This window comes from Eggerthella sp. BIOML-A4 (genome assembly GCF_009875575.1).
GTDB classification, from domain to species: Bacteria; Actinomycetota; Coriobacteriia; order Coriobacteriales; family Eggerthellaceae; genus Eggerthella; species Eggerthella lenta.
Map to the genome: position 1 here is coordinate 1 of NZ_WWRX01000001.1, position 24,232 is coordinate 24,232.

Here is a 24,232-nt window from a genome sequence, read left to right on the forward strand (position 1 = left end):
GCGGAGGGCGTTTCGGCAGGCGACGGCCCCGCCCCCCTCGGGAGGCGGGGCCTTCGCGCGTTCTGGGGGCGTGGGTCTCTTGGTGACCGTTCGGCGACGATGCTGTTACAGAACCTTGATTGGATTACAATACGTTGTTATGGAAGAAATCATGCATATAGCGTTTGACGTGCTGGCAGACGCGATCAAGGACACGCTTTACATCATTCCGTTTCTGTTCGTCACGTATCTGGCCATGGAGTGGCTTGAGCATAAGACGGGTGGGAAGGCCGAGGCTGCCATTCAGCGCGCCGGCGCGGCAGGGCCGTTCATCGGTGCCGTCGTTGGCGTAGTGCCCCAGTGCGGCTTCTCCGCGGCTGCCGCGACGCTGTGGGCTGGGCGCGTCATCACGTTGGGAACGCTGTTCGCGGTGTTCCTCTCTACGTCGGACGAGATGCTGCCCATCTTCATCGCCGAGCAGGTGCCGCCCGACGTCATTTTCAAAATCATCGGCGCGAAGATCATCATCGGCATGATCATGGGCTTCCTCGTGGATGCCGGCCTTCGCATCGCGCGCCGCATCGACATGCCGCTGCATATTCACGACTTATGTGAGCAGGAGCATTGCCATTGCCACGACGGCGAAGGCGGAATCCTGAGAAGCGCGCTCAAACATACGTTGCAGGTGACCCTGTTCATCTTCCTCATCACGCTAGCGCTGAACGGCCTGCTTGCCGTAGTGGGCGAGGACGTGCTGGCCGAGTTCCTCGGCGCGAACCCGGCGCTGTCGGTGTTCGGCTCGGCGTTGGTTGGTCTCGTGCCGAACTGCGCGGCCAGCATCGTCATCGCGCAGCTGTACGTGGAAGGCGTGCTGGGCTCGGGCGCCATGTTGGCCGGTTTGCTCGTGTCGGCGGGCGTGGGCCTGCTGGTGTTGGTTCGCACGAACCGCCATCTGAAAGAGAATATCGCCATCATCGTGGCGCTGTACGCGATGGGCGTCATCTGGGGTTTGTTGGCGAACGCGCTCGGCATCGTGTTCTAGGCGTGCGTTCGAACGGATTGCCATGCTGACTTCGCGCGCCCTATGGGGTAGCATAGCGAAGAGCATCCAATCGAAGACGAGAAGGAGAGCATCATGGCGACACTCGAGGCCGGCCTGACGCGCGACGAAGCGTTCGCGCTTTTGCAGGAGCACAACAAGGATCCGTTCCACATCGAGCACGGCGAGACGGTTGAGCAGACCATGCGTTATTTCGCGCGCGAGTTCGATCCTGAGAACGAGGAGTTCTGGGGTATCGTCGGGCTGCTGCACGATCTCGACTGGGAAGAGCACGACGACGAGCCCGAGCTGCACACCATCTACGCGGCGCCGCTCATCGAAGCCGCTGGCGGCTCGCCCGAGCTCATCCGCGCCATCCAGAGCCACACCTCCGACTTCAACCCGGAGCTGCCGAAGCCCGAGCTGCAGATGGAGAAGATCCTGTTCGCCTCCGAAGAACTGACCGGTCTCATCGGCGCGGCGGTAGTGATGCGCCCCTCGAAGAGCGTCATGGATTTCGAAGTGAAGTCGCTGAAGAAGAAGTTCAAGGACAAGCGCTTCGCCGCCGGTGTCAGCCGCGACGTCATCCGCTCCGGCGCCGAAATGCTGGGCTGGGAGCTGGACGAGCTGTTCGCCCGCACCATTGAGGCCATGCAGTCCTTCGCGCCCGATAAAGATACGTTCCAGCCTGCCGAGGGGTAATCCTCTCCAGATTCCAAATGCAAACGGAGGCTCCGTCGTGTGCGACGGAGCCTCCGTGGTTTGAAGGGGTTCGGAAGAGCTTGGAGGGGCGATCGTGGCGGACGGTCGCTCGTTGAAATGGCCGCTGAACGATCCGTCGCCCTACCGTTTCTCCGCTTCTTCGAGCTTGCGGCGCATGGTGCCTTTCTTGCGGCTCACTAGCAGGTAGGCTGCCAGCGCCACGATGGCGACTAGCGACATGGCCTCGAACAGGCCGCGATAGCCCCACAGCGGCTGCACGATGCCTAAAAGCAGCGGGCCCACGCCCACGCCGATGTCCAGCAAGATGTAGAACGTGGAGTTCGCCAAGCTCAGTCGATCGTCGGGGGCGAGGCGCACCGCCAGAGCCAGGCCGCTTGCCTGAACCGTCCCTACGCCGAAGCCCAGCAACGCTGCCGCGATCAGCATGGCCGTCGGCTGGTAGACGGTGGCCAGCAGTCCCATGCCGACGATGAAGGCGATGAACGCGGGCACCATGACCACGCGGTCGCCTTTGCGGTCGAACAGCTTGCCGGTGAACGGCCGTGTGACGAACGTGGCGATGGCGTACACGACGAAGAAGAAGCTCGCGGGCGTTTCGAGCCCGTTTTCGGCCGCGAACGGCGTGAGGAACGCAAGCAGGCTGGAATAGCAGAAGAACAGCAGCGCGCATACGGCGCCGATGGGGATCACGCTGGATTCCAGGTAGTTCGTCAGGCTCGGACGAGGCACGCGGAACCCGCCCGCCTGCTCGATGCGTTCGTCGCGGGCGATGTCGCTCGCCTTCCGGGCCACGGTTTCGGCCGATACAGGGTTTTTCGGCACGCGCAGCTGCGTGGCGGCTAGCAAGCAAGCCAGAGCTACGGCGGCGGCTACGAGGAACAACGTTTGGAATCCGGCGTTCTGCGTGAGAAACATGCCCAGAAACGGCCCGATTGCCGCGCCGAGGGTGACGGACAGCATATAGTAGCCCACGCCTTCGCCTTTGCGGTTGTCCGGCACAAGAGCCGTGACGATGGTGCCGATGGCGGTGGAACACGTGCCGAACGCGATGCCGTGCAGCAGGCGCAGCGCGAACAGCAGCCATAATCCCAGGCCGGTAAGGTAAAGCGCCGAGAACGCCACTTCGAGCACGGCACCGATGATAAGCAAGCGCTTGCGACCGACGCGATCCATGATGCGCCCGCTGAAGAGGCGGGCTATCAGCGCGCCGATGACGAAGATACTGGCCGCGAGGCCGGCGGTGGCTGCGGGCGCATCGTAGGTTTTCATGGCGTAGTCGGCTACGACCACCATGAGCCCGTAGTAGTTCACCATGATCAGGAAGTTCACGGCGGTTCCGAATACGAAATCTCTCGTCCAGAGCTTTTCTCGTGCAATTGCAGGCATGCTAATCGGTCGCCCCGGCTTTCGTCGCTGCGGCGGGAGCGTCCTTCGCGATGAGCACGGCGATAGGCGATCCCTGCACCACGGCGTAGCTGACGCTGCCAAGGAAGCCTTTGACGCCGCCCTGGCCGCGGCTGCCCATGACGATGAGGTCGCAGCCCTCGTCTTGCGCGCATTTCAGCAGGAGATCGGCCGGCGAGCTGCCCTTCAGCAGGTGGGCGTGCGCCTTGTTCGGCACTTCGTCTGCAAGCTGCTCCATTTCGACCAGCACCTTCTTCGCCTCGTCGAGCAGCACGGTTTCGGCGCCGGTGCCCAGGCCGTACAGCTTCACCACATGGGCGAACACGAGCTCGACGCTCTCGTCCTGCGCGCCGATGGAACGCGCTAGATGGAGCGCTTTGGCGGAGGGAGCGGAGCCGTCGTAGGCAACCAGGACCTTGGAGCACCACATGAGGCATCACGGCCTTTCTACAGAGGGGTGGGCGTTCGGTTCCTCTTCGATTGTAGTACGAATTGTTTCGGTTTGAATAACGGTATGGTGGCAATGGATAGACGGTATTGCGTGCGGTTAGATGTATGACTGGTGTTCGTCAACATAATCATTGACCCGCCTTGCCCGCCCAGCTAAAATGAGTACTCGCGCATTGCTGCGAACGTGGGCCGTTAGCTCAGCTGGTAGAGCAGGGGACTTTTAATCCCAAGGTCGCGGGTTCGACTCCCTCACGGCCCACCATTTTTGTTTGCTCGGCATGCGATTGTTCTTAGCGCGCCGCATCGCGGGCGCTTCTGTTTCAGACTGGGCCATCGTCCAACGGCAGGACTCTGGTTTTTGGTACCAGCTATCCAGGTTCGAATCCTGGTGGCCCAGCCACTTTGCGCGCTTTTCGCATGCGTGCCGTGTTTTGCTATCCCAGCAGCTCGAACAGTACGCGATCACCGATGCCGGAGGTGGCCAGCACATCGCCCTCGGTGGTGACTAGCACGGCTTCGAGCGCCGGATGCTGCTCGGCGAACGCAAGTGCGCGATCGGCTCCCATCATGATAAGCGCGGTGGTGTACCCGTCGGCATCGAGCGAGCTCTGCGCGACCACCGTGGCGCTCAGCAGGTCGGTTTCGGCGGGGAAGCCCGTGCGCGGGTCAAGGATATGGTGGTACAGTTTCCCGTCCTGCTCGAAGGCGCGCTCGTAGATGCCGCTTGTCACGGCCGAGCCATCGCGCAGGGCCAGGACGGCGAACGAATCAAGCAGCGGCATCGAGCTGGAGGGAAGGGGACGGCGGACGCCCACGCGCCACGGTGCTCCATCGGGCTTGCCGCCCATGACGGCCACGTTGCCGCCGAGGTTGACCAGAGCGTGTTCCACGCCGCGTTCGCGCAGCAGCGCGAGGATGCCGTCGGCGATGTAGCCTTTCGCGATGCCGCCCAAATCGACGCAGGCTAGCGGGTCGCGCAGCGTCACGACGGCATCGTTCACGATGACGCCGCGATAATCCACGTGCCGCAGCGCCGCGGCCACGTCATCGCGCGCGGGAATCATGCAATCCTTGAAGTTCCACAGCTGCGTGGCGCTTCCCATAGTCACGTCGAATAACCCGTCGACTTCGCGGCAGTACGACAGCGCCGTCTCGATGAACGCGGCTAGCTCGGCATCCACCGCGGTGGGGCGCCCCTCGGCGCTGTTCAGCCGGAACAGCTCGCTTGCAGGGTCTACGCGCGAGAACAGCAGCTCGTAGCGGTCGCACCATTCCACCGCTTCGTCGAGGATGTCCTCGTTGTCGGTTTCTGCGCTGATGATGTTCGTGGTGTTGAAGCGGAAGAAATTCCGAGAAACCATGCCATTGCCTCCAAGTACATTACATTCGCAAATACGCTACTAAGACAGTATACTTTCTACGGGCGTTTGAGGGAGCGCAGTGTGCATGAGCGGCGCAGCGGGCGATCGGGACGTGCGGACGGTGGAGAGAAGGAACATGATACGACTCGAAAAACGAGGCATTATCAAACGGTTCGACCTGCTTGACACGCTTTCCTTTTTCGCATTCTGCATGAGCGTGCCGTTGTTCCTTCCCGTGCTGGAGCAGTGGCGCGGCATGACGTCGTCGGTTGCCGTTTCCTGGTCGTTTCTGCCTTCGGTGTCGTTTTCGGCCGCGTTGTCGCTGGCGGCCATGTTCACGGCGCTCGCGTTTTTGTTCATCTGCCTGCTGAAAACGGCGCATGCGCGTGTGAGCCGCACTATCATGCTGCTGGCGTTGGCGTGCTATGCGATCGGCTACGGCCTGCTTGACCTGTGGAGCTTCGGCGCGCTCGACGGCTCCGTCGTGGAAGCGGGCAGCGGTCTCATGATGGGTTTCGGCGCTGCCGTGATGTGCCTGGTGTGGATGAGCCGGCTGCATGTGCTCGAGTTCAGGCGCGCGCTCGTTGTGGCGTGGGTCGCCGGCTGCGTCCTGTTCGCAAGCGCGTCGCTGCTGCCCATGCTGGGCGCGACGCCTGCCCGGACGGTGCTCACCGTGGCGGCGGCGCTGTCCGTCGTAGGGTGCGCGCGGTTGTTCTTCCGCTCAGAGGGAGAGGACGAGCGTTCGGCGCAGGCAGGGGTGAACTGGTGGGACGTGTTCGGGCACCTCGATGTGTCGGTGGTGGAGGGGACGGGTGATTTCAAAACCCCACTCGCTCGCGCGCTGTTCTTCGCCGTTATGCCGTTCGCCATGCTGTTGCTGTTCGTGGCTGACAATAGCCTGGTGCGAACCATGGATTGGGGTGTCGCTCCGCTGGCTTTGGCGGGCGTGCTGGCCGTGGCGGTCATGGTGCCCCTCATTCGCATGAAGACCGATCAGGCGCTCATCAACTTCTCGTACCGTTTCTTCCTGCCGCTGGTGGCCTTCGCGGTGTTCGCGGCCACGGCGTTCGTCGAACCTCCGTTGCAACGCTCGGTGATGGCGGTTGGCTCTCTCTCGTTCTGCGCCATCTATGCGCTCGTGATGTCGGCGATGCTGGTAGCGATGGCGGGTCGCATGCGCTCGCTCGCTCTGCCGGCCGGAGGCATCATGATCATCGTCGGGTGCCTGGTGTGCCTGCTGTCGGACGCCAACATGAACACGGGCGTGCTAGCTGCATGCCAGTACCAGGTGCTGATCGTGCTGTTCGTGGTGATGGCGATCGCGCTCATGGTCACTCCCAGCTCGCGATTGTGGCGCGTTATGCTCGAGGGCATCGATGCCGTAGAGTCGAACGCGCTCGGAGCTCAGGAGGGCTACAACCGTCGTTGCGCCGATCTGTCCGACGAGTACCGCCTGACTGCGCGCGAGGCCGAAATACTGCTTCTGCTGGGTCGCGGCCACACGTCAAGCTTCGTCGCCGATGAGTTGACGGTGGCGGAATCCACGGTGCGAAGCCACCGCAAGAACATCTACCGCAAGCTCGGGGTCTCGTCGCGCGAGGAGCTGTTCAAGTTGCTCGATGATGAAGGCGACGGGCCCGACAAGGGCGTTTAGGGCTTCTCCCCCTTTTCGTTTAGAAGCGCAATCTCGGACGGAATGCAATTTCCTGCGTTTTGACGATGGATTTGCTTCGTGTTGATCCGTATGGTTTGCCCCGTTGTCTAGAGGGAATTCAAGGGAGGCCATTATGGAAACGAACGTCTCGCGTCGTGATTTTCTTAAGGGAAGCATCGTGGTCGCATTGGGCGCGGCCGGTGCTGCTACGCTCAGCTCGTGCGCAGGCGGCGATGCTGCAGCGAAAGCTGATTCTGCAGTTGCAACCGCGCCCGACACCGCTGCCAAAACTGCGACCTTGCATCGCGGCTACGGCGCCGCTCACGGAGACAAGTGCTTTACGAGCGTGGTTGTCGCCACGGCCGAAGACGGTACCATCCTCGCCGCCAGCGTGGATGACTATCAGTTCATGCCTGCTGATTCGGCGGGCATCACGCCCGTGCCGAACTCCGACGCTGGATTTGCGGACGGGTACGCCGAGGGCAAGGTGCTCATGTCGAAGACGGTGAACAACGATGCCTATTCGGCCAGCATGAAGGAGAAAGCCCAGTCCACCACGCCGTGGTTGACGTCGATGAAGGCGATAGAGGCGTACTGCGTGGGCAAGAAGGCCTCCGATCTGACGAAGACGAGCCTCGATGCCGTGACGGGAGCCACCCTCGTGGACGCGCCCAACTATCTGAAGCTCGTGTCCGAGGTCGCCGGGAGCGACGACATCACCACGACGGGTGCGTATGCCGGCGACGGTTCCGACCTCAAGATGGGACGCGCCACCGCGGCTGCTCACGGTGACAAGGCGTTCGCGGAAGCCGTTTCCCTTGTGCAGGGGGACGTGTTGGTTGCTTCGAGCATCGACGAGTTCCAGTTCGCCGACGCTTCGTCTGCCGGCCTGGTGCCCGTGCCCAATTCGGACGCCGCCTTCGCCGAAGGGTACGCCGAGGGCAAGGCGCTCATGTCCAAGTCGGTGAACTCCGATATGTACAGCGCCAGCATGAAGGAAAAGGCCCAGTCCACTACGCCGTGGATCGAATCCATGTCGGCTATCGAGTCCTTTGTGGCCGGACAGAAGATCGCCGACGTGAAGGCGAAGGGCCCGGACGCGGTTTCGGGCGCCACGCTCGTCGATACCGCCGGCTACGTCGACACCGCCGTTGCGGCTGCTAAGACGGCGTAGGCGAGCGTTTCGCCTATCGTATTTGTCCCCAAGCGAGCCGGTTGTTTTCCAGCCGGCTCGTTTTGTCGCTTGACCGCAAGGTCGCAAAGTGGCTCGCAGCGTATAATGATGCGAACTAAGGAGGTGTTATGGTCGCGGAGAGTTTGCCCTACGGATGGCAGGAGCGTTCGCCGAAGCAAGTCGCCGCCATCGTGCTGCTCATCCTCATGGCTATGGTGCTCAGCTTCGTCGAGCTGCCGGTGGTGCCCGGGGCCGAATGGTTGAAGTACGATCCATCGGGCATCGTCTCGCTGCTGGCTACGATCTTGTACGGATCTTGGATCGGCGTGGCCGTGGCCGTGACGTCATGGATACCGCACCTCGTCACCGATCCGCTCGGCGCGTTCATGAACATTATGGCCACCGTGTCGCTTATCCTTGTGGTGGGGACCGTGTACCGTCGGAAACCGTGCCTGATGCACGCCGTGCTGGGATGCGCTGCCGGCGTGGTGGTGTCCTCGGCGGTTTCCATTTGCCTGAACTTCGTGGTCACGCCGCTGTACATGGGCGCCACCTACGAACAGGTTGCTTCGCTGGTGTTGCCGGCATTGCTGCCGTTCAACGTGGTCAAGGCGCTGGCGAACTCCGTCGTAGCCATCGTATCGTACCGCAAGCTGGCTTCGTTGCTGGAGGAACAGGAAGGCAACCTTTCCAACTCCGACCAAAATCGCTCTTGACCCTTCAGCGTAATAGCCTAGAATAGAACGATACCGAAGACGCGGGCGCCTCAGTGCGCACGATCTGCGTCGAAGCCGACAAGGCGGCTGCGCTTCGCGCGAATACCTGGCGGCCCCGTTTCTGAGACGCGGGCTGCGCGGCACGACCGCACGCCTGGCAAGCAGGTAGCATTCGGACCAGAAGGTTTGTTGGAATTCTGCGTCCTCAAATTCTCGTGTACATAACCGAATACTTTTGGTATCATCTATGGTTGCTGCTTAACGACGATATGCTTGAAGGAGCACTTTTGACCAAAGAAGATGTTATCGAGCTCGAGGGGACCGTCCTCGAAGCGCTGCCAAACGCTATGTTTAGGGTGGAGCTCGAAAACGGGCACAAGATATTGGCCCATATTTCTGGCAAGATGCGTATGCATTACATCAAGATCCTGCCGGGAGACAAGGTGACGGTCGAGCTGTCCGTCTACGACCTGAACCGCGGACGCATCACGTACCGGTTCAAATAGCACCGTAAAAGCGTGCAGGTCGTGTCAACCTGTGCAGAATTTGTGTGCGAAGAGGGGCTTGCGCGCCTTGCGCAAGCAGCAAAAAGAGGAAAGCTATCACCAGCGGCTGGGTGTGACATATAGATACGAGAACGCATTAACCGAAAGGAAATGATTATGAAGGTACGTCCTTCGGTCAAGAAAATGTGCGACAAGTGCAAAATCATCCGACGCCATGGCAAGGTGCTCGTCATTTGCGAGAACCCCCGCCATAAGCAGCGTCAGGGCTAGGAAGAAAGAGGAGATATAACCTATGGCACGTCTTGTTGGTGTCGACCTTCCTCGCGACAAGCGCATTGAAGTCGGCTTGACCTACATCTACGGCATCGGTCTGACGACCTCCAAGAAGATCCTCGCTGAAACCGGCGTCGATCCCAGCGTCCGCGTGAAGGACCTCACGGAGGATGACCTTACCAAGCTGCGCGACTACATTCAGGCGAACATCAAGGTGGAGGGCGACCTGCACCGCGAGGTTTCCCAGAACGTCAAGCGCCTCATGGAGATCGGCTGCTATCGTGGACTCCGTCATCGTCGCGGCCTGCCCGTTCGCGGACAGCGCACGCACACGAATGCGCGCACGCGCAAGGGTCCTCGTAAGCAAATCGGCGGAAAGAAAAAGTGAGGTAGTCTCAAGTGGCAGCTAAGAAAAACGTGCGCACGCGCATCAAGCGCTCCGAGCGTAAGAACATCGCCGTCGGCGCTGCGCATATTAAGTCTACGTTCAACAACACGATCGTGAGCATCACTGATCCTCAGGGCAATGTGATCTCCTGGCAGTCCGCCGGCACGGTCGGTTTCAAGGGTTCGCGCAAGTCCACGCCGTTCGCTGCGCAGATGGCCGCCGAGGCCGCTGCGAAGACGGCTATGGAGCATGGCCTGCGCAAGGTTTCCGTGTTCGTGAAGGGCCCGGGCTCGGGTCGCGAAACGGCCATCCGCTCTCTGCAGGCCGCCGGCCTCGAGATCGCCAGCATCCAGGATTGCACACCCATTCCGCACAACGGTTGCCGTCCGCGCAAGCGTCGTCGCGTGTAACTGAAAGGATCTAAGAATTATGGCTCGTTATACTGGAGCGGACTGCCGTCTGTGCCGTCGTGAAGGGGCGAAGCTTTTCCTTAAGGGCGATCGCTGCTACACGGAGAAGTGCGCGATCGAGCGCCGCAACTACGCGCCGGGCGAGGCCGGCAAGAAGCGCATCAAGGAAAGCGAATATCGCAACCAGCTGCGCGAGAAGCAGAAGACCAAGCGCATCTACGGCGTCCTGGAGAAGCAGTTCCGTCATTACTACGATATGGCTAACCGCCAGAAGGGCGTGACGGGCGAGAACCTGCTGCGTATCCTGGAGAGCCGTCTCGACAACGTCGTGTACCGTCTCGGTTTTGCGAAGTCTCGCGCCGAGGCTCGTCAGCAGGTGCGTCACGGCCATATCACCGTGAACGGCCGTCGCGTCGACATCCCGTCGTTCCGCGTCAAGCCGGGCGACCTCGTGGCCGTCGCTCCGAAGGCTGCCGATCTGCTGGTCATCAAGAGCGCGCTCATCTCCAACGAGCGTGTTCAGGTGCCCGCATGGCTCGAGGTGGACATCGAGAAACTTCAGGGTAGTGTACTTGCTCTTCCGCAGCGCGATCAAATCGATCTGGACATTCGCGAGCAGCTCATCGTCGAACTTTACTCGAAATAATCGCGGCATAGTAAGGAGGCTTATCCCACATGACAGAGTTCATGAGGCCTACGGTAACAACGGAAGAAGTCAACGACACTGTCGCACGTTTCATAGTCGAGCCGCTCGAGCGTGGCTACGGCTACACGCTGGGCAACTGCATGCGCCGCGTTCTGCTCTCCTCGCTGGATGGTGCGAAAGCCACCGCCATCCAGATCGAGGGTGTGCAGCATGAGTTCACGACGGCCGAAGGCGTCATCGAGGATATCACCGATATCGTCCTGAATGTCAAGGGTCTTGTGTTCTCCGCACTGAACGATGATATCGAGGAAGCCACGGCGCATGTGTCGGCGGAGGGTCCTTGCACGGTGACGGGTGCCGATCTCGACATTCCCACCGAGTTCACGCTGGTCAACCCGGAGCACGTCATCGCTACGGTCGCCGACGGCGGTCAGCTGGACATGACGGTTCGCATCGGCGTGGGCCGCGGTTACGTGTCGGCCGAGCGCAACAAGCGCACGGAGGATCCCATCGGGGTCATCCATGTGGACTCGCTGTTCTCGCCGGTTCGCCGCTGCACGCTCAACGTCACCGACACCCGCGTGGGTCAGCGCACCGACTACGACAAGCTCGTGCTGGAAGTTGAGACTGACGGCAGCATCACGCCCACCGAGGCCGTGTGCCGCGCGTCCAACATCATCAACCAGTACATGGGCGCGTTTTTGAGCCTGTCCGACGTTGTCGACGAGGAGGAGGGCGAAATCCCGTCCATCTTCGCGCCGGAGGGCCAGGAGTCCAACGCCGAGCTGGACAAGCAGATCGAGGATCTCGACCTGTCCGTCCGCTCGTACAACTGCCTGAAGCGTGCCGGAATCCACTCGGTGCGCCAGCTCGTTGAGTTCTCCGAAAACGACCTGCTGAACATCAGAAACTTTGGTGCGAAGTCCATTGAAGAAGTGAAGGACAAGCTCATTTCCATGGACCTCAATTTGAAGCTATAGGAGATACGAATCATGCGACACAACTACAAGGGCCGCAAGCTGGGCACCGACTTCAGCCACACCAAGGCCATGAAGAAGAGCTTGGTGAACGCCCTGTTCCTGAACGACCGTATCAAGACGGTCGAGTCCCGCGCCAAGGAGATCCGTCCGAACGTGGATAAGATCATCACGTGGGCCAAGAAGGGCGACCTGCATTCCCGTCGTCTGGCCATCGCGGCTCTGGGCGACAAAGAACTCGTGCGCGAGATCTTCGAGAAGGTCGAGCAGGGCATGTTCGCCGACCGCCAGGGCGGCTACACCCGCATCATGAAGCTGGGCAACCGCAAGGGCGACAACGCTCCCATGGTTATCATGGAGCTCGTGACCGAGCCCGTGAAGAAGAAGGAAGAGCCGAAGCCCGCTGCCAAGAAGGCGACGAAGAAGGCCGCTCCGAAGAAGGTCGAGGCTGCGGAGGAGGCTCCGAAGGAGGAGGCCGCCGAGGCCAAGGCCGAGGAAGCCGCCGTCGAGGTTGCCGAGAAGGCCGAAGAGGCTGCCGCCGAGAACGCGGAAGCCGCCGAGGTCGAGACGGCCGATGCCAAGGAGGAAGAGGCTGCTAAGTAGCCTTTTCTTTTCAGATTGCTTTTCCGAACGGGGACCTGCGGGTCCCCGTTCTGCTTTTCAGAGGATGAAAATGAGACAAAGGGACAGGGTTAATGTCTCATCCATGCGCTGTCGCGCAGCCGTTTCAGTACCGTAGCGCTGCGGTGGTCGTGCGCGCAGGGCTTCCTCAGTACAATCGGGGTATGAACTCAGCACGCAAAGCGCGGTGCTTCGCGCCGTGCAAATGGAAAGGAGCCGACATGGATGGCACGACCACGAAGGAAGACGTCCGCATCGACAAGGATGATGCCGACGAGCTCAATCGGGAGGCGGCCGAAGACCTCGAGCGCATCGAAAACGAAGTGAAGCGCGAGGCCGAGCAGTACGTCGAGGCCGTCGACGGCGATGGCAACGAGAAGGAATCCGTGGAGGCGGCGGCTACGGCGTTCGATTTCGATCGCGCCGAAGCCGAGACGGAAGAGCTGCTTATCAAGACCACCGGCGAAGCCGACGAAGCGTAGCACGAAAACGATACCTCTATCTGAAAGGAACTATCATGGTTGATCGGGCTTACAAGACGGGCGACGCGTCCGTCGATATGAAGAACGGCGCGAAGGATATGGGCCACGACGTGAAGAACAACATGAAGGATGCCTACCACGAGGCCAAGGCCGGCATGAACGAGCGCAAGGCCGAGGATGCCGCCGCGAAGCGCGAGCACGAGGAAGCGCAGCGCACGGGCGACCCCGCGGCCGCTATGCGCGCGCAGCAGCACGAGCAGCGCAAGGATGAGAAGGGCGAAGGATTCATGGAGTCCGTCAAAGAGTCCATCGGCAAGGCCGGCGAGGCTATCAAAGATGCCGCCGTCGATGCCAAGGACAACGTAAAGCAGGGTGTCGAGAACATTCGCGAAGGCCGCTAGGCGCTCACGCGCTCGACCGTCAGCGGCGAGGGCGAAAGCGCTCTTACGCTGCTTTCGTCCTCGCCCCGGGCGCACTTGGAAACGAGCGCGCCCGGCATCCTCCGAAGCCCGTGGCCAGCGCCGCGGGCTTTTTCTTGCCGGTTGATTCACTCTTGAAAGGTCGTGCCATGGCTCCGTCTTCTTCCTCATCTGCTTCGTCCGCCTCGCGCGGACGCGGCAAGGGGTTCGCGCTTGTTGCGGCCGTGTATCTGCTGGGCCTGTTCATCGGGGCGCTCGATACCGGCATCGTCACGCCTGCCCGCACGGTCATCCAGAGCGATCTGGGCATCGGCGAGCAGATGGGCGTGTGGATCATCACCATCTATACGCTTGCCTACGCGGCCGCCATTCCGGTGATGGGCAAGCTGGCGGACCGTTCGGGACGCAAGTACGTGTACCTTGCGAGCATCCTGCTGTTCGGTGTCGGGTCGCTTCTATGCGGGTTGGCGCAGGACGTGGGGAGCTTTTGGATGCTGTTAGCCGCGCGCGCCGTGCAGGCGGTGGGCGGAGGCGGCATCGTGCCTGTTGCCACGGCCGAGTTCGGCACGACGTTTCCTCCCGAGAAGCGCGGGCTGGCGTTGGGTCTGGTAGGCGGCGTGTACGGCATTGCCAACATCTTCGGAGCGTCGGCCGGCAGCCTGATCCTATCGGTGTTCGGGCAGGCCAACTGGCAGTTCATCTTCTACGTGAACGTTCCCATCTGCGCCTTCATCGTGGTGGCGGGGCTGTTCGTGCTGCCGAACACGCGAGCCGAGCAGGTGAAGCCCATCGACGGGTGGGGCATTGCAGTGCTGGTGGCGATGGTGTTGTCGCTGCTGTACGGACTGAAGAACCTCGATTTCTTCGATCTGGGAGCATCTGCGACCTCGTCTGACGTGTGGCCGTTCTTGCTCGCGTTCGTCGTGCTGCTTCCGGTGTTCGTGCTGATCGAGCGCCGCGCGGCCGACCCGGTGCTCAACCTGTCGTACTTCCGCGACCGCGACATCGTGATCACGTTGGTGCTGTCGGTGATCACCGGCGTCATCCTGATGGGCATCATCTTCATCCCGCAGTTCGCCGAGAACGTGCTGAAACTGCCCTCGGGCAGCGGCGGCTACGTAGTCATCGTGCTGGCGGCGTTCGCCGGGGTGGGAGCGCCGGTGTCGGGCAAGCTCATCGATCGCTTCGGCGTGAAGGCGGTGCTCGCGTTCGGGCTGGCGGCTTCGGCTGCGGGAGCGATGTTCCTGGCGCTGGTGGCCACGCAGTTCGCGAATATGGCGACGCTCATCATCAGCCTCGTGGCCATCGGCATCGGGATGGGCTTCACGATTGGAACGCCGCTCAACTACATGATGCTGGCGAAGACGAAGGAGCGCGAGGCGAACTCGGCGCTGGCGACGCTGTCGCTGGTGCGCTCGGTGGGCACGGCGGTCGCGCCTGCCGTGCTGGTTGCGTTCATCGCGCATGCGGGCATGGCCATTCCCGATCGCATCATGGGCGTTCTGCCCGATGCGCCGGGCGGGCAATCGATTGCGCAGCTAGCGAGCGGGCAAGCGCAGGGAGGCGATGGCGCTGGGTTGCCCGACGATCTTCAACAGCTGATGAAGGGGTCGGATGTGACCACGATCGTCGCGAACGTGAAGACGCTGGCAAAAACCGAGATCGAACAGGAAGCTGCTTCGGCGGGCATGCCGGCCGAAGCCGTCGACGCGGCGGAGCAACAGTACCTCGCCGCCATCGACGATCGGGCAGGCGACATAGAAAGCACGTTCCAGAGCACGGTCGACGAAGGCTTTCGCGGTGCGTTTCTGCTGGTGGGGATTTGCTCGCTCGTGGGGTTGGCGCTGCTTGCGCTCTACCGGGAAGACAGGCCGCGGCCCGGGCAGGCGAAGGGGGAGCCGGCGCGCTGATCGCGCGGAATTGTCACCCTGGTCGTCGCGCGGGAAACGCCGTTGTGGCATACTGCCAGCATGCGTATCAACGTCAGTTCGTACATCCCCGGAACCTCTGCTGTGCACGCGTGCGACGCACGCGTGAAAATCGTGCTGCTTGCGGCGTATTCCGTCACGCTGTTTTTGGTGCGTTCTTGGATGGGCTTGGGGCTGTGCGCTTTGCTGTTCGTCACGGTGGCGACGGCGTCGCGCATTCCGGCGCGACGGTTCTTCGGTTTGCTCGTGCCGGTGTACGTGATCGTGGCGTTCACCGTGCTGTTCAACGGGTTCTCGCTTGACGTGGGGCAGGCTGCGAGCGCGGCTCCGCCGGCCTTGGGCGATGTGTCGGCGGGAGTGCTCGCCGCATGGGAGCCGGTGGCGCTGATCGGGTCGTTCGGGCTGGTGCCGGCAGGGCTTGCGCGTGGCCTTTTCTTCGCGGTGCGCATCGTGCTGCTGGTGGTGGCCAGCCTTACGGTCACGTACACGACGACTTCCACCGAGCTGACCGACGCGTTGGGCTTCTTCCTGAGGCCGCTCAAGCGTTTGGGCGTTCCCACCGACGACATCGCCATGGTGTTCTCGTTGGCGCTGCGGTTCATCCCGGTGACGGCCGAGGAGTTCGGTCGCGTGCACGACGCCCAATGGGCGCGAGGTGCTTCGTTTGCCGAGGGCAGCCTGTGGGAACGGCTGCGCGCGTGGCAGACGGTGCTGATTCCCCTGTTTGTCGGGTTGTTCCGGCGTGCCGATTCGCTGGCTGTCGCCATGGACGCGCGCTGCTACGGCGCCCCTGATGTCGAACGCACCTCGCTTGCGCCGCGCGCGTTCTCGGGGCGCAGCGGCCTCGTGCTGGCGGTGGGCTTGCTGGCGTGCATCGGTCTGGCCGTGTGGCTGTAGTAGTGCTATCACATCATTTGATGTCATTCGGCATGCTTTCATGGTATACTGATCACATCAAATGATGTGATGCGGGGTGAGCGATGGGGACGGTTGCAGAACGCTGGAAGATCGAAGCGGTGTTGGCGCTGGTGCGGCAGGTTGAAGCCTGCGATTTCTTTGTCGCTGGCGAATACAATCCATCCAGCAAAACGAGGGCTTTCATGAGGTTGGTGGAATTCGACTATCGTGACGTGCGCCGGATTATGCGAGGGCTTGAAGTCGAAGACTATTGCGAGGGGCCGCTATCTGACGACAAAGGTCGCCCTCATGATCTATGGGTGTTCGGAGCCTATGTGGCGCAATTCGAAACATATATAAAATTTGCGATCTACGTTATTCAGGGAACGGTGAAATCGATCTGCGTTTCGTTCCATGAGGCGGAACGACCTCTTTCGTATCCGTATAGAAAGGCATCGTGACATGACGTGCACGAAATCGCTGCTTTGCCCGGAATGCTGGGAGGAAGTTGACGCGACATACGAGATACGGCACCATGTCGAGCAAGTCCGAGGCGTGACGGTCGAGGCCGATATCGAACATTACGTTTGCCCGAAATGCGGTGAATCTATCGGATGGGCGCCGATCGTGGATAAGGGTCTTCATAAGCTCTACCACGCGTACCAAGAAAAGATGGGGCTGATGCTGCCCGAGGAGATCGTTGCGCTGCGTAAGAAATACGGGTTCTCGCAGCGAGTGCTCGCGGCGATTCTCGACATCGGCGTGGCCAGCTTGCAACGGTACGAGCGGGGGTGCCTCGCTTCCGATTCCCATGCGCAGCTGCTAGCCAACGCGCGCGATCCGCGCTTCTTGCTGAAGTGCCTGGAACGGGGCGCGCGCAAGCTTTCTGACGAAGAGCGCGCCAAAGCGTGCGATACGGTGCGGAAGCGCGGTCTCTTCCGGGTCGACTACGCGGTGGTTCGGCTCAACGTGCTGGACGAGATCGCGAAGGAAAAGACGCTGGATACGGGCATGCGCGCGTTCGATTCGGATCGCATGCGCGAGACGGTGGTCTACCTTGCCCGGCATGTTCACGATCTGTATCGCACGAAGCTGAACAAGGTGCTGTTCTATCTGGATTTCGCTGCCTACCGCGACGGCGGGGAAGGTTTCACGGGTCTGCGCTATGCGAAGGCGCCGTTCGGTCCGGTTCCCGACCAGTTCGAGCTGCTGGTTGCCGGTCTCGTCGACGACGAGGCGCTCGCATTGCGCGAACAGGGCGACGGCCAGGTGATCGTTGCGGGACGCGCGGAGGATCCCATCTGTTTTTCTGCATCCGACCTGAGCCTGCTCGACGCGGTATGCTCGTTCGCCAACGGCTTCGCTTCAACGTCGGCGTTATCCGAGTTCTCCCATGGCGAGCGAGGCTGGCGCGAGACGGAGGTGGGGGGCATCATCTCGTACGAGTACGCCGCGCACCTTCTCTGGGCTTCGTGATCGGGCTAGCGCGTTGAAGAGGTAGGGCTCGCGTTTCGCCCTCTCGACCGCTTGTCGACAATGGCGGGAAAACGGCCAAAGGGACGAACGCTGCGCTTCCGACGTGCTATGATTACCGCGAAGTGCATCTTTGCCGTGGCGATGCGGCAAAGCGGGAAAACCTACTAGGAGGCATGCATGAGCGTCATCATCGATGTGTTCGGTCGCGAGATTCTGGACTCGCGCGGCAACCCGACCGTGGAAGTTGAAGTGGTGCTGGAAGACGGCGCGTTCGGCCGTGCCGCGGTGCCGTCGGGCGCTTCGACGGGCGCGTTCGAGGCCGTCGAGCTGCGCGACTGCGACAAGGGCCGCTATCTCGGCAAGGGCACACTGGATGCTGTCGCCCACGTGAACGAGGAGATCGCCGAGGCGCTCATCGGCGTCGAGGCCGACGATCAGCGCTTTATCGACGACATCATGCTGCAGGTGGACGGCACCGACAACAAGGGTGCCTTGGGCGCGAACGCCATCCTTGGCGCGTCGCTGGCCTGCGCCAAGGCTGCTGCCGAGTCGGCTGAGCTGCCGCTGTACAAGTACGTCGGCGGCGCGAACGCGCACCTGCTGCCCACGCCCATGATGAACATCCTCAACGGCGGCGTGCATGCTGACAACAACGTGGACTTCCAGGAGTTCATGATCATGCCGGTGGGCGCGAGCACGTTCGCCGAGGCGCTGCGCTGGTGCGCCGAGATCTACCACACGCTGAAGAAGGTGCTGCATGACGCGGGCCTCGGCGGCGGCGTGGGTGACGAGGGTGGCTTCGCCCCCAACTTCAAGACGAACGAAGAGCCGCTCGAGTACGTGACGAAGGCGTGCGAGGCTGCCGGTTACAAGCCCGGCGTGGACATCATGTTCGCCATGGACCCGGCATCCACCGAGTTCTACGACGCCGATAAGAAGAAGTACGTGCTGGCGGGCGAGGGCCGCGAGCTGACCAGCGCCGAGATGGTGGACTATTGGGAAGCGCTCGTGAACAAGTACCCCATCGTCTCCATCGAGGACGGTATGGCCGAAGAGGATTGGGACGGCTGGAAAGAGCTGACCGACCGCATCGGCGACCGCGTGCAGCTGGTGGGCGACGACCTGTTCGTCACCAACTCCAAGCGCCTGGCCAAGGGTATCGAGCTGGGCTGCGCGAACGCCATCCTCATCAAGGTGAACCAGATCGGCAGCCTGACCGAGACGCTGGAGGCCATTGAGATGGCGAAGCAGGCCGGCTATGCATGCGTCATGAGCCACCGCTCCGGCGAGACCGAGGACACCACCATCGCCGACCTGGCCGTCGCTTGCAACACCGGCCAGATCAAGACGGGCGCGCCCTGCCGCAGCGACCGCGTGGCGAAGTACAACCAGCTGCTCCGCATCGAGGAAGAGTTGGACACCGCCGCCCAGTACGCCGGCATGAACGCCTTTTACAATATCAACCGCTAACGGTTGCGAGAGCTTGACGGCTCTTTAGCTTCGCGAAACGAGAAGGGCTGCCTTTGGGCAGCCCTTCTTCATGAGCGGGAAAAGGCTTTGCCCTACGCTCCCCGGTGCATGTCCATGTCGGGGGCGGGGTGCTCCAGCACTCCCTGCTCCAGCATTTCGCCGCTTTGGCGCACGTAGTCGTCGGCGGGGAAGGTGCACATGGACGCAATCTCCTCGTCGGTCAGCGCGCGCTTCACGCGCGCCGGCGTGCCCATGATGAGGCTGCCCGGCGGGAACTCCTTGCCCTCTGTCACCAGCGATCCTGCCCCGATCAGGCTGTTCGCGCCGATCTTCGCGCGGTTCATCACGATGGAGCCCATGCCCACCAGCACGTTTTCGCCCAGCTCGCACCCGTGCAGGATGGTGCCGTGGCCTACGGTGCAATGCGGCCCCACGATGCAGGGCACGTCGAAATCCACGTGGACGACCGTGTTCTCCTGCAAGTTGGACTCGTCGCCGATGACGACGGGCGCGTCGTCGCCGCGGATCTGCACGCCGGCGAACACGCTGGCGTCGCGGCCGATGGTCACGTCGCCCACGATGCCAGCCGACGGCGCGATGCGGGCGGTGGGATGGGCTTTCACGCGGTGGTACAGGGGCGTTTCTTCTGAGGTCATGGGCGTCTCCTTGTGTGCGAGGGTTCGGTGTCCTTCCATTATCGCGAACCTGGGGGCGAGGGGCTATCGTCAGATCATGGCGATTGGGTGGAGCGCCCCCCCTTGAAGCCCGCGTACGACTGCCGATGCTGCCAAACTTCCTGCGCAACACTATACTGCAAGCGCTATAATGAGCCGCACGAAGGAAAAGGATGTGCAACCATGCCAGAAATGATCTCACTTGAAGAGGCCCGTGCGCTCGTGTTGTCCCATGCGGCGCCCCTGCCGGTGGAAACCGTGCCCGTGTTGGAAGCGGTCGGCCGCGTGGCCGCCGCCGATTTGAAGAGCGATATCGACATCTCGCCGTTCGCCCATTCGGCGATGGACGGGTTCGCGGTTCGGGCCGCCGAGCTTGCCGAGGCGTCGCAGGAAGCGCCGGTCGAACTGGACGTCGTGGCCGAGATCGCGGCGGGCGACGTGTTTGAAGGCTCTATCGAGGCCGGGCAGTGCGTGCGCATCATGACCGGCGCGCCCATGCCCGACGACGCAGACTCCGTGGTGAAATACGAGATCGTCGACGTGGTGACCGGCGACGGCAAGCCCGGCAGCCGCGTGGCGTTCTCCGCCCCCACCGCCGTGCGCTCCAACGTGCGCGAGGCCGGGGAAGAGGCGAAGGCGGGCGAGACGGTGGTGTCGAAGGGCGAGGTCATCGGCTCGGCCGGCGTCGGGTTCCTCGCGGGATGCGGCATCGTGGAGGTGCCGACGCATCGGCGTCCGCGCGTGGCCGTCATCTCCATCGGCTCCGAGCTGGTGGATCCCACAGTCGTGCCCACGCCCGGCAAGATCCGCAACTCGAACAGCTACGCGCTTGCCGCCTGCGCGCAAGCAGCGGGTGCGGTACCCGTCATCCTGCCCATCGTGGAGGATACGAAGGAGGCGCTTGCGGCGGCGGTGTCCGCGGCGGCGGACGCGTACGACTTCGTCGTGACCAGCGGCGGGGCGTCGAACGGCGACTTCGACTTCATCAAGCCCGTGGTGTCCGAGTTGGGCGAGCTGCTGATGACCACGGTGAACATTCGTCCCGGCAAGGCCCAGACGTTCGGCATCGTGCGCGGTACGCCCGTGTTCGGCCTGCCCGGCAACCCGGCGGCGGCGTACGTGGGCTTCGAGATGATCATCCGCCCCGCGCTGCGCAAGATGCAAGGGTATGCGCATTTCGAGCGCCCGTCGGTGATGGCGAAGCTATCGCGCGACGTGAAGAAGAAGGACCCGCGCCGCATCTTCCTGCGCGGCACGCTGTACAAGAACGATGAGGGCGAATACGTGGTGGCGCCCGCCAAGAACCAGAGCTCGGGCCTGTTCGGAGTCATCCAGCGCAGCAACTGCATGGCCATCCTGCCGGAAGGCCTCGACTCTCGCACTGCCGGCTCGCTTGTGCAGTGCGTCCTGCTCGACGTTTCCGAGGAAGTGAGTTTGTAAGATGGAACAGAACATCACCTTCGCCATTATCACGTGCTCGGATACGCGCGGCATGAAGGAGGATACGGCCGGCGCAGCGCTGGAGACGCTGATCGCCGAAAACGGTTGGGAGTGCAAGAGCCACGTGGTGGTGCCCGACGAGCGACCGTTCATCGCGTCGGCCATTGTGCGCGCCTGCGACGAGCAGGACGTGGACGTGGTGCTGACCTGCGGAGGCAGCGGGCTCTCGCTGCGCGACGTGACGCCCGAGGCCACGATGGACGCGTGCGATCGCAACGTGCCCGGCATAGCCGAAGCCATGCGCGCGCATTCGCTGGCCATCACGCCGTACGCCATGCTGTCCCGCGCGCTGTGCATGCAGCGCGGCCGTCACCTGGTGATCAACCTGCCCGGCAGCGAGAAGGCTGCCCGCGAGAACTGGGACGGCGTGGTGAAAGCCCTGCCGCACGCCGTGAAGATGATGGCCGGCGGCGGGCATTAGGAACCGCTTCCCCGCGGTGTTTGACGTATGCGACTGAACTTTCCTATCGTAAGGGTTTCTTCGTACGCAGGGGAGTCGGTTTTTGTTTGCGCGGGCAGCGATAGTATCGGTAGCGAGTCGGATTTTGGCAAAAATTTCGAGGTAGGAAGATGTCATCTGCATCTAACTCTACGGTTCAGGCTGTATGGAAAAACATGACCTGGGATTATTGTCGAAACGAGCTGGGCAAGGCATCCTATAGTGCAAGTATTCCTTGGCTAACATCTTCTTACCTCGAAATTTTTGCCAAAATCAGGGAAGTCGGCGAACGACCGCTGTGTTGCCACACGGGAGAACTGTTCGATCAGAATCCCACGGTCATGTGCAGGTGGTAGAACACGATGCGGGTGACGAAGACGGCTGCGAGCGCGAGCAGGCTGGCGGTGGCTCTCAGTGCGAGTGTCGTGCGGCGGGATTGGACGCGCTTCATCGACAGGCCGGCTATTGCGAGTGCGATCGCGCCTACGATGAGATGCGCGCCGATGACAGCAGGATAGGAAGGCGCGAGCGTGCTGGCTGCGAACTCGTTGTTCGCGATGGCGGGAAGGCTCTCCTGGTGCAGTGCGAGCACGACGGTCCCCGCCACGAGCGCGGGCGCCGCCAGTACGACGAGCGCGCGCTCGAGCGCGCGCGGCCGCACCTGCGCCAGCTCCAGGAACAGGAGCCCCAACACAGGGCCTGCCAGCAACGCTGCCAACACGAGGTTCGCCGGCGTGAATGCGGTATCCCAGGTAGGAACCGTGTCCACGTTGTACGCCATGGACGTGCACGCGATAAGCGCGATTCCTGCCAGACAGGCCAACGCCAGCCATGGCTTCGCCACGGCATCGGGAAAGCGCTCCTTGAACGCCATCATCCAGTACGAACCTACCAGGAACAGGAACGCGACAGCGCTCAGAACCTCGTTGGACAGCGGCGAGCGGCCGACGCCCGAGAACACGTGCAGCGCGTTCGCGGGCGTTCCGAGGTGCGTGGCCGAGGCGATGAACCCGATCAGAACCACGCTGAACGGCAGCGCGATCATACGGTCGATGCGCACTGAGGCCGTGCGGTCGCGCGACCAGAGCCGCACGAGCGCGAGTGCCAGGAACGCAACGACGCCCGCCGGTGCGAGCGAGGTGAACAGGCCCAGCGAGAAGGCGTCGAATCCGCTGGTCATAGATGAAGCTCCGTTCGGTTCACGATGCTGCCTCCCTGCTTTTCGGCTCGTTCGGCCGCAGGCGACGGCAGGATGAGGAGGTTGGGGCGCGTGGCCGATTCGTCCGGCAGCGGCAGGATGGAGCGCACTGCGTCGGGGTGGCGGTCGGTCAGCTCGGACGTCAGCCCGAACTCCAGCGCGCGCAGCGGGCAGGCTTCCACGCAGACAGGCTGCTCGCCGTCGACGAGGCGGTCGCGGCAGCCGTCGCACTTGCTGCTGCGTTTCAGGCGCGCGTCGATATGCGGTGCGTGGTAGGGGCAGGCCATGGTGCAGTAGCCGCAGCCGATGCACTTGGTGGCATCGGGCCAGACCAGCCCGAGCTCGTCTTTATGCATGGCGCCGGTGGGGCATACGCGGGTGCACACGGGGTTGTTGCAGTGGTTGCACGAGATGGACACGTGGTAGGCGAACGCGTCCTGCGAGAACGTCCCGTCGACATCGGGTTGCCAGGAGCCGCCTTCGTAGTCGATGACCATGCGGAAGGCCATGTCCGGTCCGTGGTCATGGTAGTCCTTGCACGCTATGACGCAGGTTCTGCACCCGGTGCAGCGCGTATTGTCGTAAAAGAAGCCCCGTGGCATAATGCCGCTTTCGGTCGGAAACGATGGAAGACGAAGACGATTCTACCACGAAGGCCCGTCGATTCCCCGGAGCCCGTTCGGGCGGCGCCGTGCGCGGGGAAGCCCCGTCCTGGGGAAGGGGGCCTTCGTTCGAAGATGCGAAGGGGCGCCCCTGCGGCGCCCCTTCGAGTGGCGGATGCCGGTTAGGCCACGCCCGTCACTTCCTTCTCATTGGCGATGGCGCCAGTGGTGTCGCCGGGCTCCTTCGCCGCCGGGCACGGCAGGATTGCGATGGAGGGCGTCGTCTCGTCGGGCGACGGCATCGGCGCAATGCCTGCCACCGTTCCTTCGTGCTTCGCCCTCAGCTCCTCGATGTCGCCGAACTCCAGCGCGCGCAACGGGCAGGCCTCCACGCAGATGGGGCTCTTGCCCTCGGCCACGCGGTCGGCGCAGCCGTCGCATTTCACGCCCTTGCCCAGGGCCTTGTCCACGATGGGCACGTTGTAGGGGCACGTCTCCACGCAGGCGCCCACGCCCGTGCATTTTTCCTGGTTGATGTGCACCAGGCCCGTCTTGGTATCCTTCTCGATGGCACCCTGCGGGCACTTGGCCATGCAGGCCGGCATCGCGCAGTGCTGGCAGCCCAGCGACACGTGGTAGGCGAACGCGTCGGACGTGAAGGTGCCGTCGCCCACGTCGCTCCAGGCGCCGCCCTCGTAGTCGTACACCTTGCGGAATGCGATGGTGGCGGACAGGTCCTTGTAGTCCTTGCACGCCATCTCGCAGGTGCGGCAACCCGTGCAGCGCGTGCTGTCGAAGAAAAATCCGTACTGAGTCATGTGGTCCT

General features: G+C 62.5%; 28 protein-coding genes and 2 tRNA genes. 23 read left to right on the forward strand and 7 right to left on the reverse strand.

The annotated features are described in order from the left end of the window. Positions 1–151 precede the first annotated feature (151 nt). Positions 152–1,021 carry an arsenic efflux protein gene (locus tag GT613_RS00005; RefSeq protein ID WP_015761424.1) on the forward strand — a complete coding sequence of 290 codons (870 nt, stop codon included), beginning with the start codon at positions 152–154 and terminating at the stop codon, positions 1,019–1,021. Between the two features lie 93 nt (positions 1,022–1,114). Continuing rightward, a complete protein-coding gene (locus tag GT613_RS00010; RefSeq protein ID WP_009306925.1) occupies positions 1,115–1,720 on the forward strand; it encodes an HD domain-containing protein in 606 nt (201 codons plus the stop codon). A 141-nt stretch (positions 1,721–1,861) separates the two neighbouring features. Here the strand turns inward: GT613_RS00010 and GT613_RS00015 are convergent, their stop codons facing one another. Then, positions 1,862–3,070: an MFS transporter gene (locus GT613_RS00015; RefSeq protein ID WP_227111413.1), complete on the reverse strand. Its 1,209-nt coding sequence runs from the start codon at positions 3,068–3,070 to the stop codon at positions 1,862–1,864. Between the two features lie 58 nt (positions 3,071–3,128). Then, the gene (locus GT613_RS00020; RefSeq protein ID WP_009306923.1) at positions 3,129–3,575 is read right to left on the reverse strand and encodes a universal stress protein; all 447 of its coding nucleotides are present in this window, start codon (positions 3,573–3,575) and stop codon (positions 3,129–3,131) included. 206 nt (positions 3,576–3,781) lie between these two features. Here GT613_RS00020 and GT613_RS00025 point away from each other — a divergent pair. Then, a tRNA-Lys gene (locus GT613_RS00025) sits at positions 3,782–3,857 on the forward strand. Between the two features lie 64 nt (positions 3,858–3,921). After that, positions 3,922–3,995, forward strand: a tRNA-Gln gene (locus GT613_RS00030). A gap of 34 nt (positions 3,996–4,029) precedes the next feature. On the opposite strand, the gene GT613_RS00035 is transcribed toward GT613_RS00030, so the two are convergent. Continuing rightward, on the reverse strand, positions 4,030–4,956 hold the full coding sequence (locus GT613_RS00035; protein ID WP_009306922.1) for an FAD:protein FMN transferase: 927 nt from the start codon (positions 4,954–4,956) through the stop codon (positions 4,030–4,032). 136 nt (positions 4,957–5,092) lie between these two features. Between GT613_RS00035 and GT613_RS00040 the strand changes: the two genes are divergently transcribed. The 17 genes from GT613_RS00040 to eno all read left to right on the forward strand — a co-directional run bounded on the left by GT613_RS00040 (position 5,093) and on the right by eno (position 18,993). Then, entirely contained in the window at positions 5,093–6,610 is a 1,518-nt protein-coding gene (locus GT613_RS00040; protein ID WP_226844222.1) for a helix-turn-helix transcriptional regulator, read from the forward strand. 133 nt (positions 6,611–6,743) lie between these two features. Beyond that, entirely contained in the window at positions 6,744–7,784 is a 1,041-nt protein-coding gene (locus GT613_RS00045; RefSeq protein WP_009609357.1) for a twin-arginine translocation signal domain-containing protein, read from the forward strand. Between the two features lie 128 nt (positions 7,785–7,912). Beyond that, positions 7,913–8,500 carry an ECF transporter S component gene (locus GT613_RS00050; RefSeq protein ID WP_009306919.1) on the forward strand — a complete coding sequence of 196 codons (588 nt, stop codon included), beginning with the start codon at positions 7,913–7,915 and terminating at the stop codon, positions 8,498–8,500. Between the two features lie 269 nt (positions 8,501–8,769). Then, positions 8,770–9,006 (forward strand): translation initiation factor IF-1, encoded by a 237-nt coding sequence (infA, locus tag GT613_RS00055; RefSeq protein ID WP_254654319.1) that lies wholly within the window; start codon positions 8,770–8,772, stop codon positions 9,004–9,006. 156 nt (positions 9,007–9,162) lie between these two features. After that, positions 9,163–9,276 (forward strand): 50S ribosomal protein L36, encoded by a 114-nt coding sequence (rpmJ, locus tag GT613_RS00060; RefSeq protein WP_006363204.1) that lies wholly within the window; start codon positions 9,163–9,165, stop codon positions 9,274–9,276. A 22-nt stretch (positions 9,277–9,298) separates the two neighbouring features. Beyond that, positions 9,299–9,667 (forward strand): 30S ribosomal protein S13, encoded by a 369-nt coding sequence (gene rpsM, locus GT613_RS00065; protein ID WP_009306917.1) that lies wholly within the window; start codon positions 9,299–9,301, stop codon positions 9,665–9,667. 11 nt (positions 9,668–9,678) lie between these two features. After that, the gene (rpsK, locus tag GT613_RS00070; RefSeq protein WP_009306916.1) at positions 9,679–10,077 is read left to right on the forward strand and encodes a 30S ribosomal protein S11; all 399 of its coding nucleotides are present in this window, start codon (positions 9,679–9,681) and stop codon (positions 10,075–10,077) included. 19 nt (positions 10,078–10,096) lie between these two features. Continuing rightward, positions 10,097–10,723 (forward strand): 30S ribosomal protein S4, encoded by a 627-nt coding sequence (gene rpsD / locus GT613_RS00075; protein ID WP_009306915.1) that lies wholly within the window; start codon positions 10,097–10,099, stop codon positions 10,721–10,723. Positions 10,724–10,752: 29 nt separating this feature from the next. Next, positions 10,753–11,703, forward strand: coding sequence for a DNA-directed RNA polymerase subunit alpha (locus GT613_RS00080; RefSeq protein ID WP_009306914.1), 951 nt, complete (start codon positions 10,753–10,755; stop codon positions 11,701–11,703). A gap of 12 nt (positions 11,704–11,715) precedes the next feature. Beyond that, complete coding sequence (gene rplQ, locus GT613_RS00085; protein WP_009306913.1) at positions 11,716–12,303, forward strand: 50S ribosomal protein L17; 588 nt, start codon at positions 11,716–11,718, stop codon at positions 12,301–12,303. 239 nt (positions 12,304–12,542) lie between these two features. Continuing rightward, complete coding sequence (locus tag GT613_RS00090) at positions 12,543–12,803, forward strand: hypothetical protein (RefSeq protein WP_009306912.1); 261 nt, start codon at positions 12,543–12,545, stop codon at positions 12,801–12,803. A 35-nt stretch (positions 12,804–12,838) separates the two neighbouring features. Then, positions 12,839–13,204 (forward strand): hypothetical protein, encoded by a 366-nt coding sequence (locus tag GT613_RS00095; RefSeq protein ID WP_009306911.1) that lies wholly within the window; start codon positions 12,839–12,841, stop codon positions 13,202–13,204. Positions 13,205–13,371: 167 nt separating this feature from the next. Further along, on the forward strand, positions 13,372–15,132 hold the full coding sequence (locus GT613_RS00100) for an MFS transporter (protein WP_035579021.1): 1,761 nt from the start codon (positions 13,372–13,374) through the stop codon (positions 15,130–15,132). Positions 15,133–15,192: 60 nt separating this feature from the next. After that, positions 15,193–16,047: an energy-coupling factor transporter transmembrane protein EcfT gene (locus GT613_RS00105; protein ID WP_009306909.1), complete on the forward strand. Its 855-nt coding sequence runs from the start codon at positions 15,193–15,195 to the stop codon at positions 16,045–16,047. Between the two features lie 83 nt (positions 16,048–16,130). After that, positions 16,131–16,508 (forward strand): hypothetical protein, encoded by a 378-nt coding sequence (locus tag GT613_RS00110; protein ID WP_009306908.1) that lies wholly within the window; start codon positions 16,131–16,133, stop codon positions 16,506–16,508. 1 nt (position 16,509) lies between these two features. After that, positions 16,510–17,523, forward strand: a complete 1,014-nt coding sequence (locus GT613_RS00115) for a type II TA system antitoxin MqsA family protein (RefSeq protein ID WP_009306907.1) — start codon at positions 16,510–16,512, stop codon at positions 17,521–17,523. 177 nt (positions 17,524–17,700) lie between these two features. Further along, entirely contained in the window at positions 17,701–18,993 is a 1,293-nt protein-coding gene (gene eno / locus GT613_RS00120) for a phosphopyruvate hydratase (RefSeq protein WP_009306906.1), read from the forward strand. Between the two features lie 92 nt (positions 18,994–19,085). On the opposite strand, the gene GT613_RS00125 is transcribed toward eno, so the two are convergent. Continuing rightward, the gene (locus GT613_RS00125) at positions 19,086–19,649 is read right to left on the reverse strand and encodes a gamma carbonic anhydrase family protein (protein ID WP_009306905.1); all 564 of its coding nucleotides are present in this window, start codon (positions 19,647–19,649) and stop codon (positions 19,086–19,088) included. A 201-nt stretch (positions 19,650–19,850) separates the two neighbouring features. Here GT613_RS00125 and glp point away from each other — a divergent pair, with 201 nt between their 5' ends. Both glp and GT613_RS00135 read left to right on the forward strand, forming a co-directional pair. Beyond that, the gene (gene glp, locus GT613_RS00130; RefSeq protein ID WP_009306904.1) at positions 19,851–21,107 is read left to right on the forward strand and encodes a gephyrin-like molybdotransferase Glp; all 1,257 of its coding nucleotides are present in this window, start codon (positions 19,851–19,853) and stop codon (positions 21,105–21,107) included. A gap of 1 nt (position 21,108) precedes the next feature. Beyond that, a complete protein-coding gene (locus GT613_RS00135; RefSeq protein WP_009306903.1) occupies positions 21,109–21,588 on the forward strand; it encodes a molybdenum cofactor biosynthesis protein B in 480 nt (159 codons plus the stop codon). Between the two features lie 343 nt (positions 21,589–21,931). On the opposite strand, the gene GT613_RS00140 is transcribed toward GT613_RS00135, so the two are convergent. The 3 genes from GT613_RS00140 to GT613_RS00150 all read right to left on the reverse strand — a co-directional run bounded on the left by GT613_RS00140 (position 21,932) and on the right by GT613_RS00150 (position 24,224). Then, complete coding sequence (locus GT613_RS00140; RefSeq protein WP_015761412.1) at positions 21,932–22,786, reverse strand: DmsC/YnfH family molybdoenzyme membrane anchor subunit; 855 nt, start codon at positions 22,784–22,786, stop codon at positions 21,932–21,934. Beyond that, the gene (locus GT613_RS00145) at positions 22,783–23,406 is read right to left on the reverse strand and encodes a DMSO/selenate family reductase complex B subunit (protein WP_015761411.1); all 624 of its coding nucleotides are present in this window, start codon (positions 23,404–23,406) and stop codon (positions 22,783–22,785) included. Before GT613_RS00145 ends, GT613_RS00140 begins: the two co-directional genes overlap by 4 nt. Positions 23,407–23,588: 182 nt before the next feature. After that, positions 23,589–24,224 carry a 4Fe-4S dicluster domain-containing protein gene (locus GT613_RS00150; RefSeq protein WP_015761410.1) on the reverse strand — a complete coding sequence of 212 codons (636 nt, stop codon included), beginning with the start codon at positions 24,222–24,224 and terminating at the stop codon, positions 23,589–23,591. Positions 24,225–24,232: the final 8 nt, after the last annotated feature.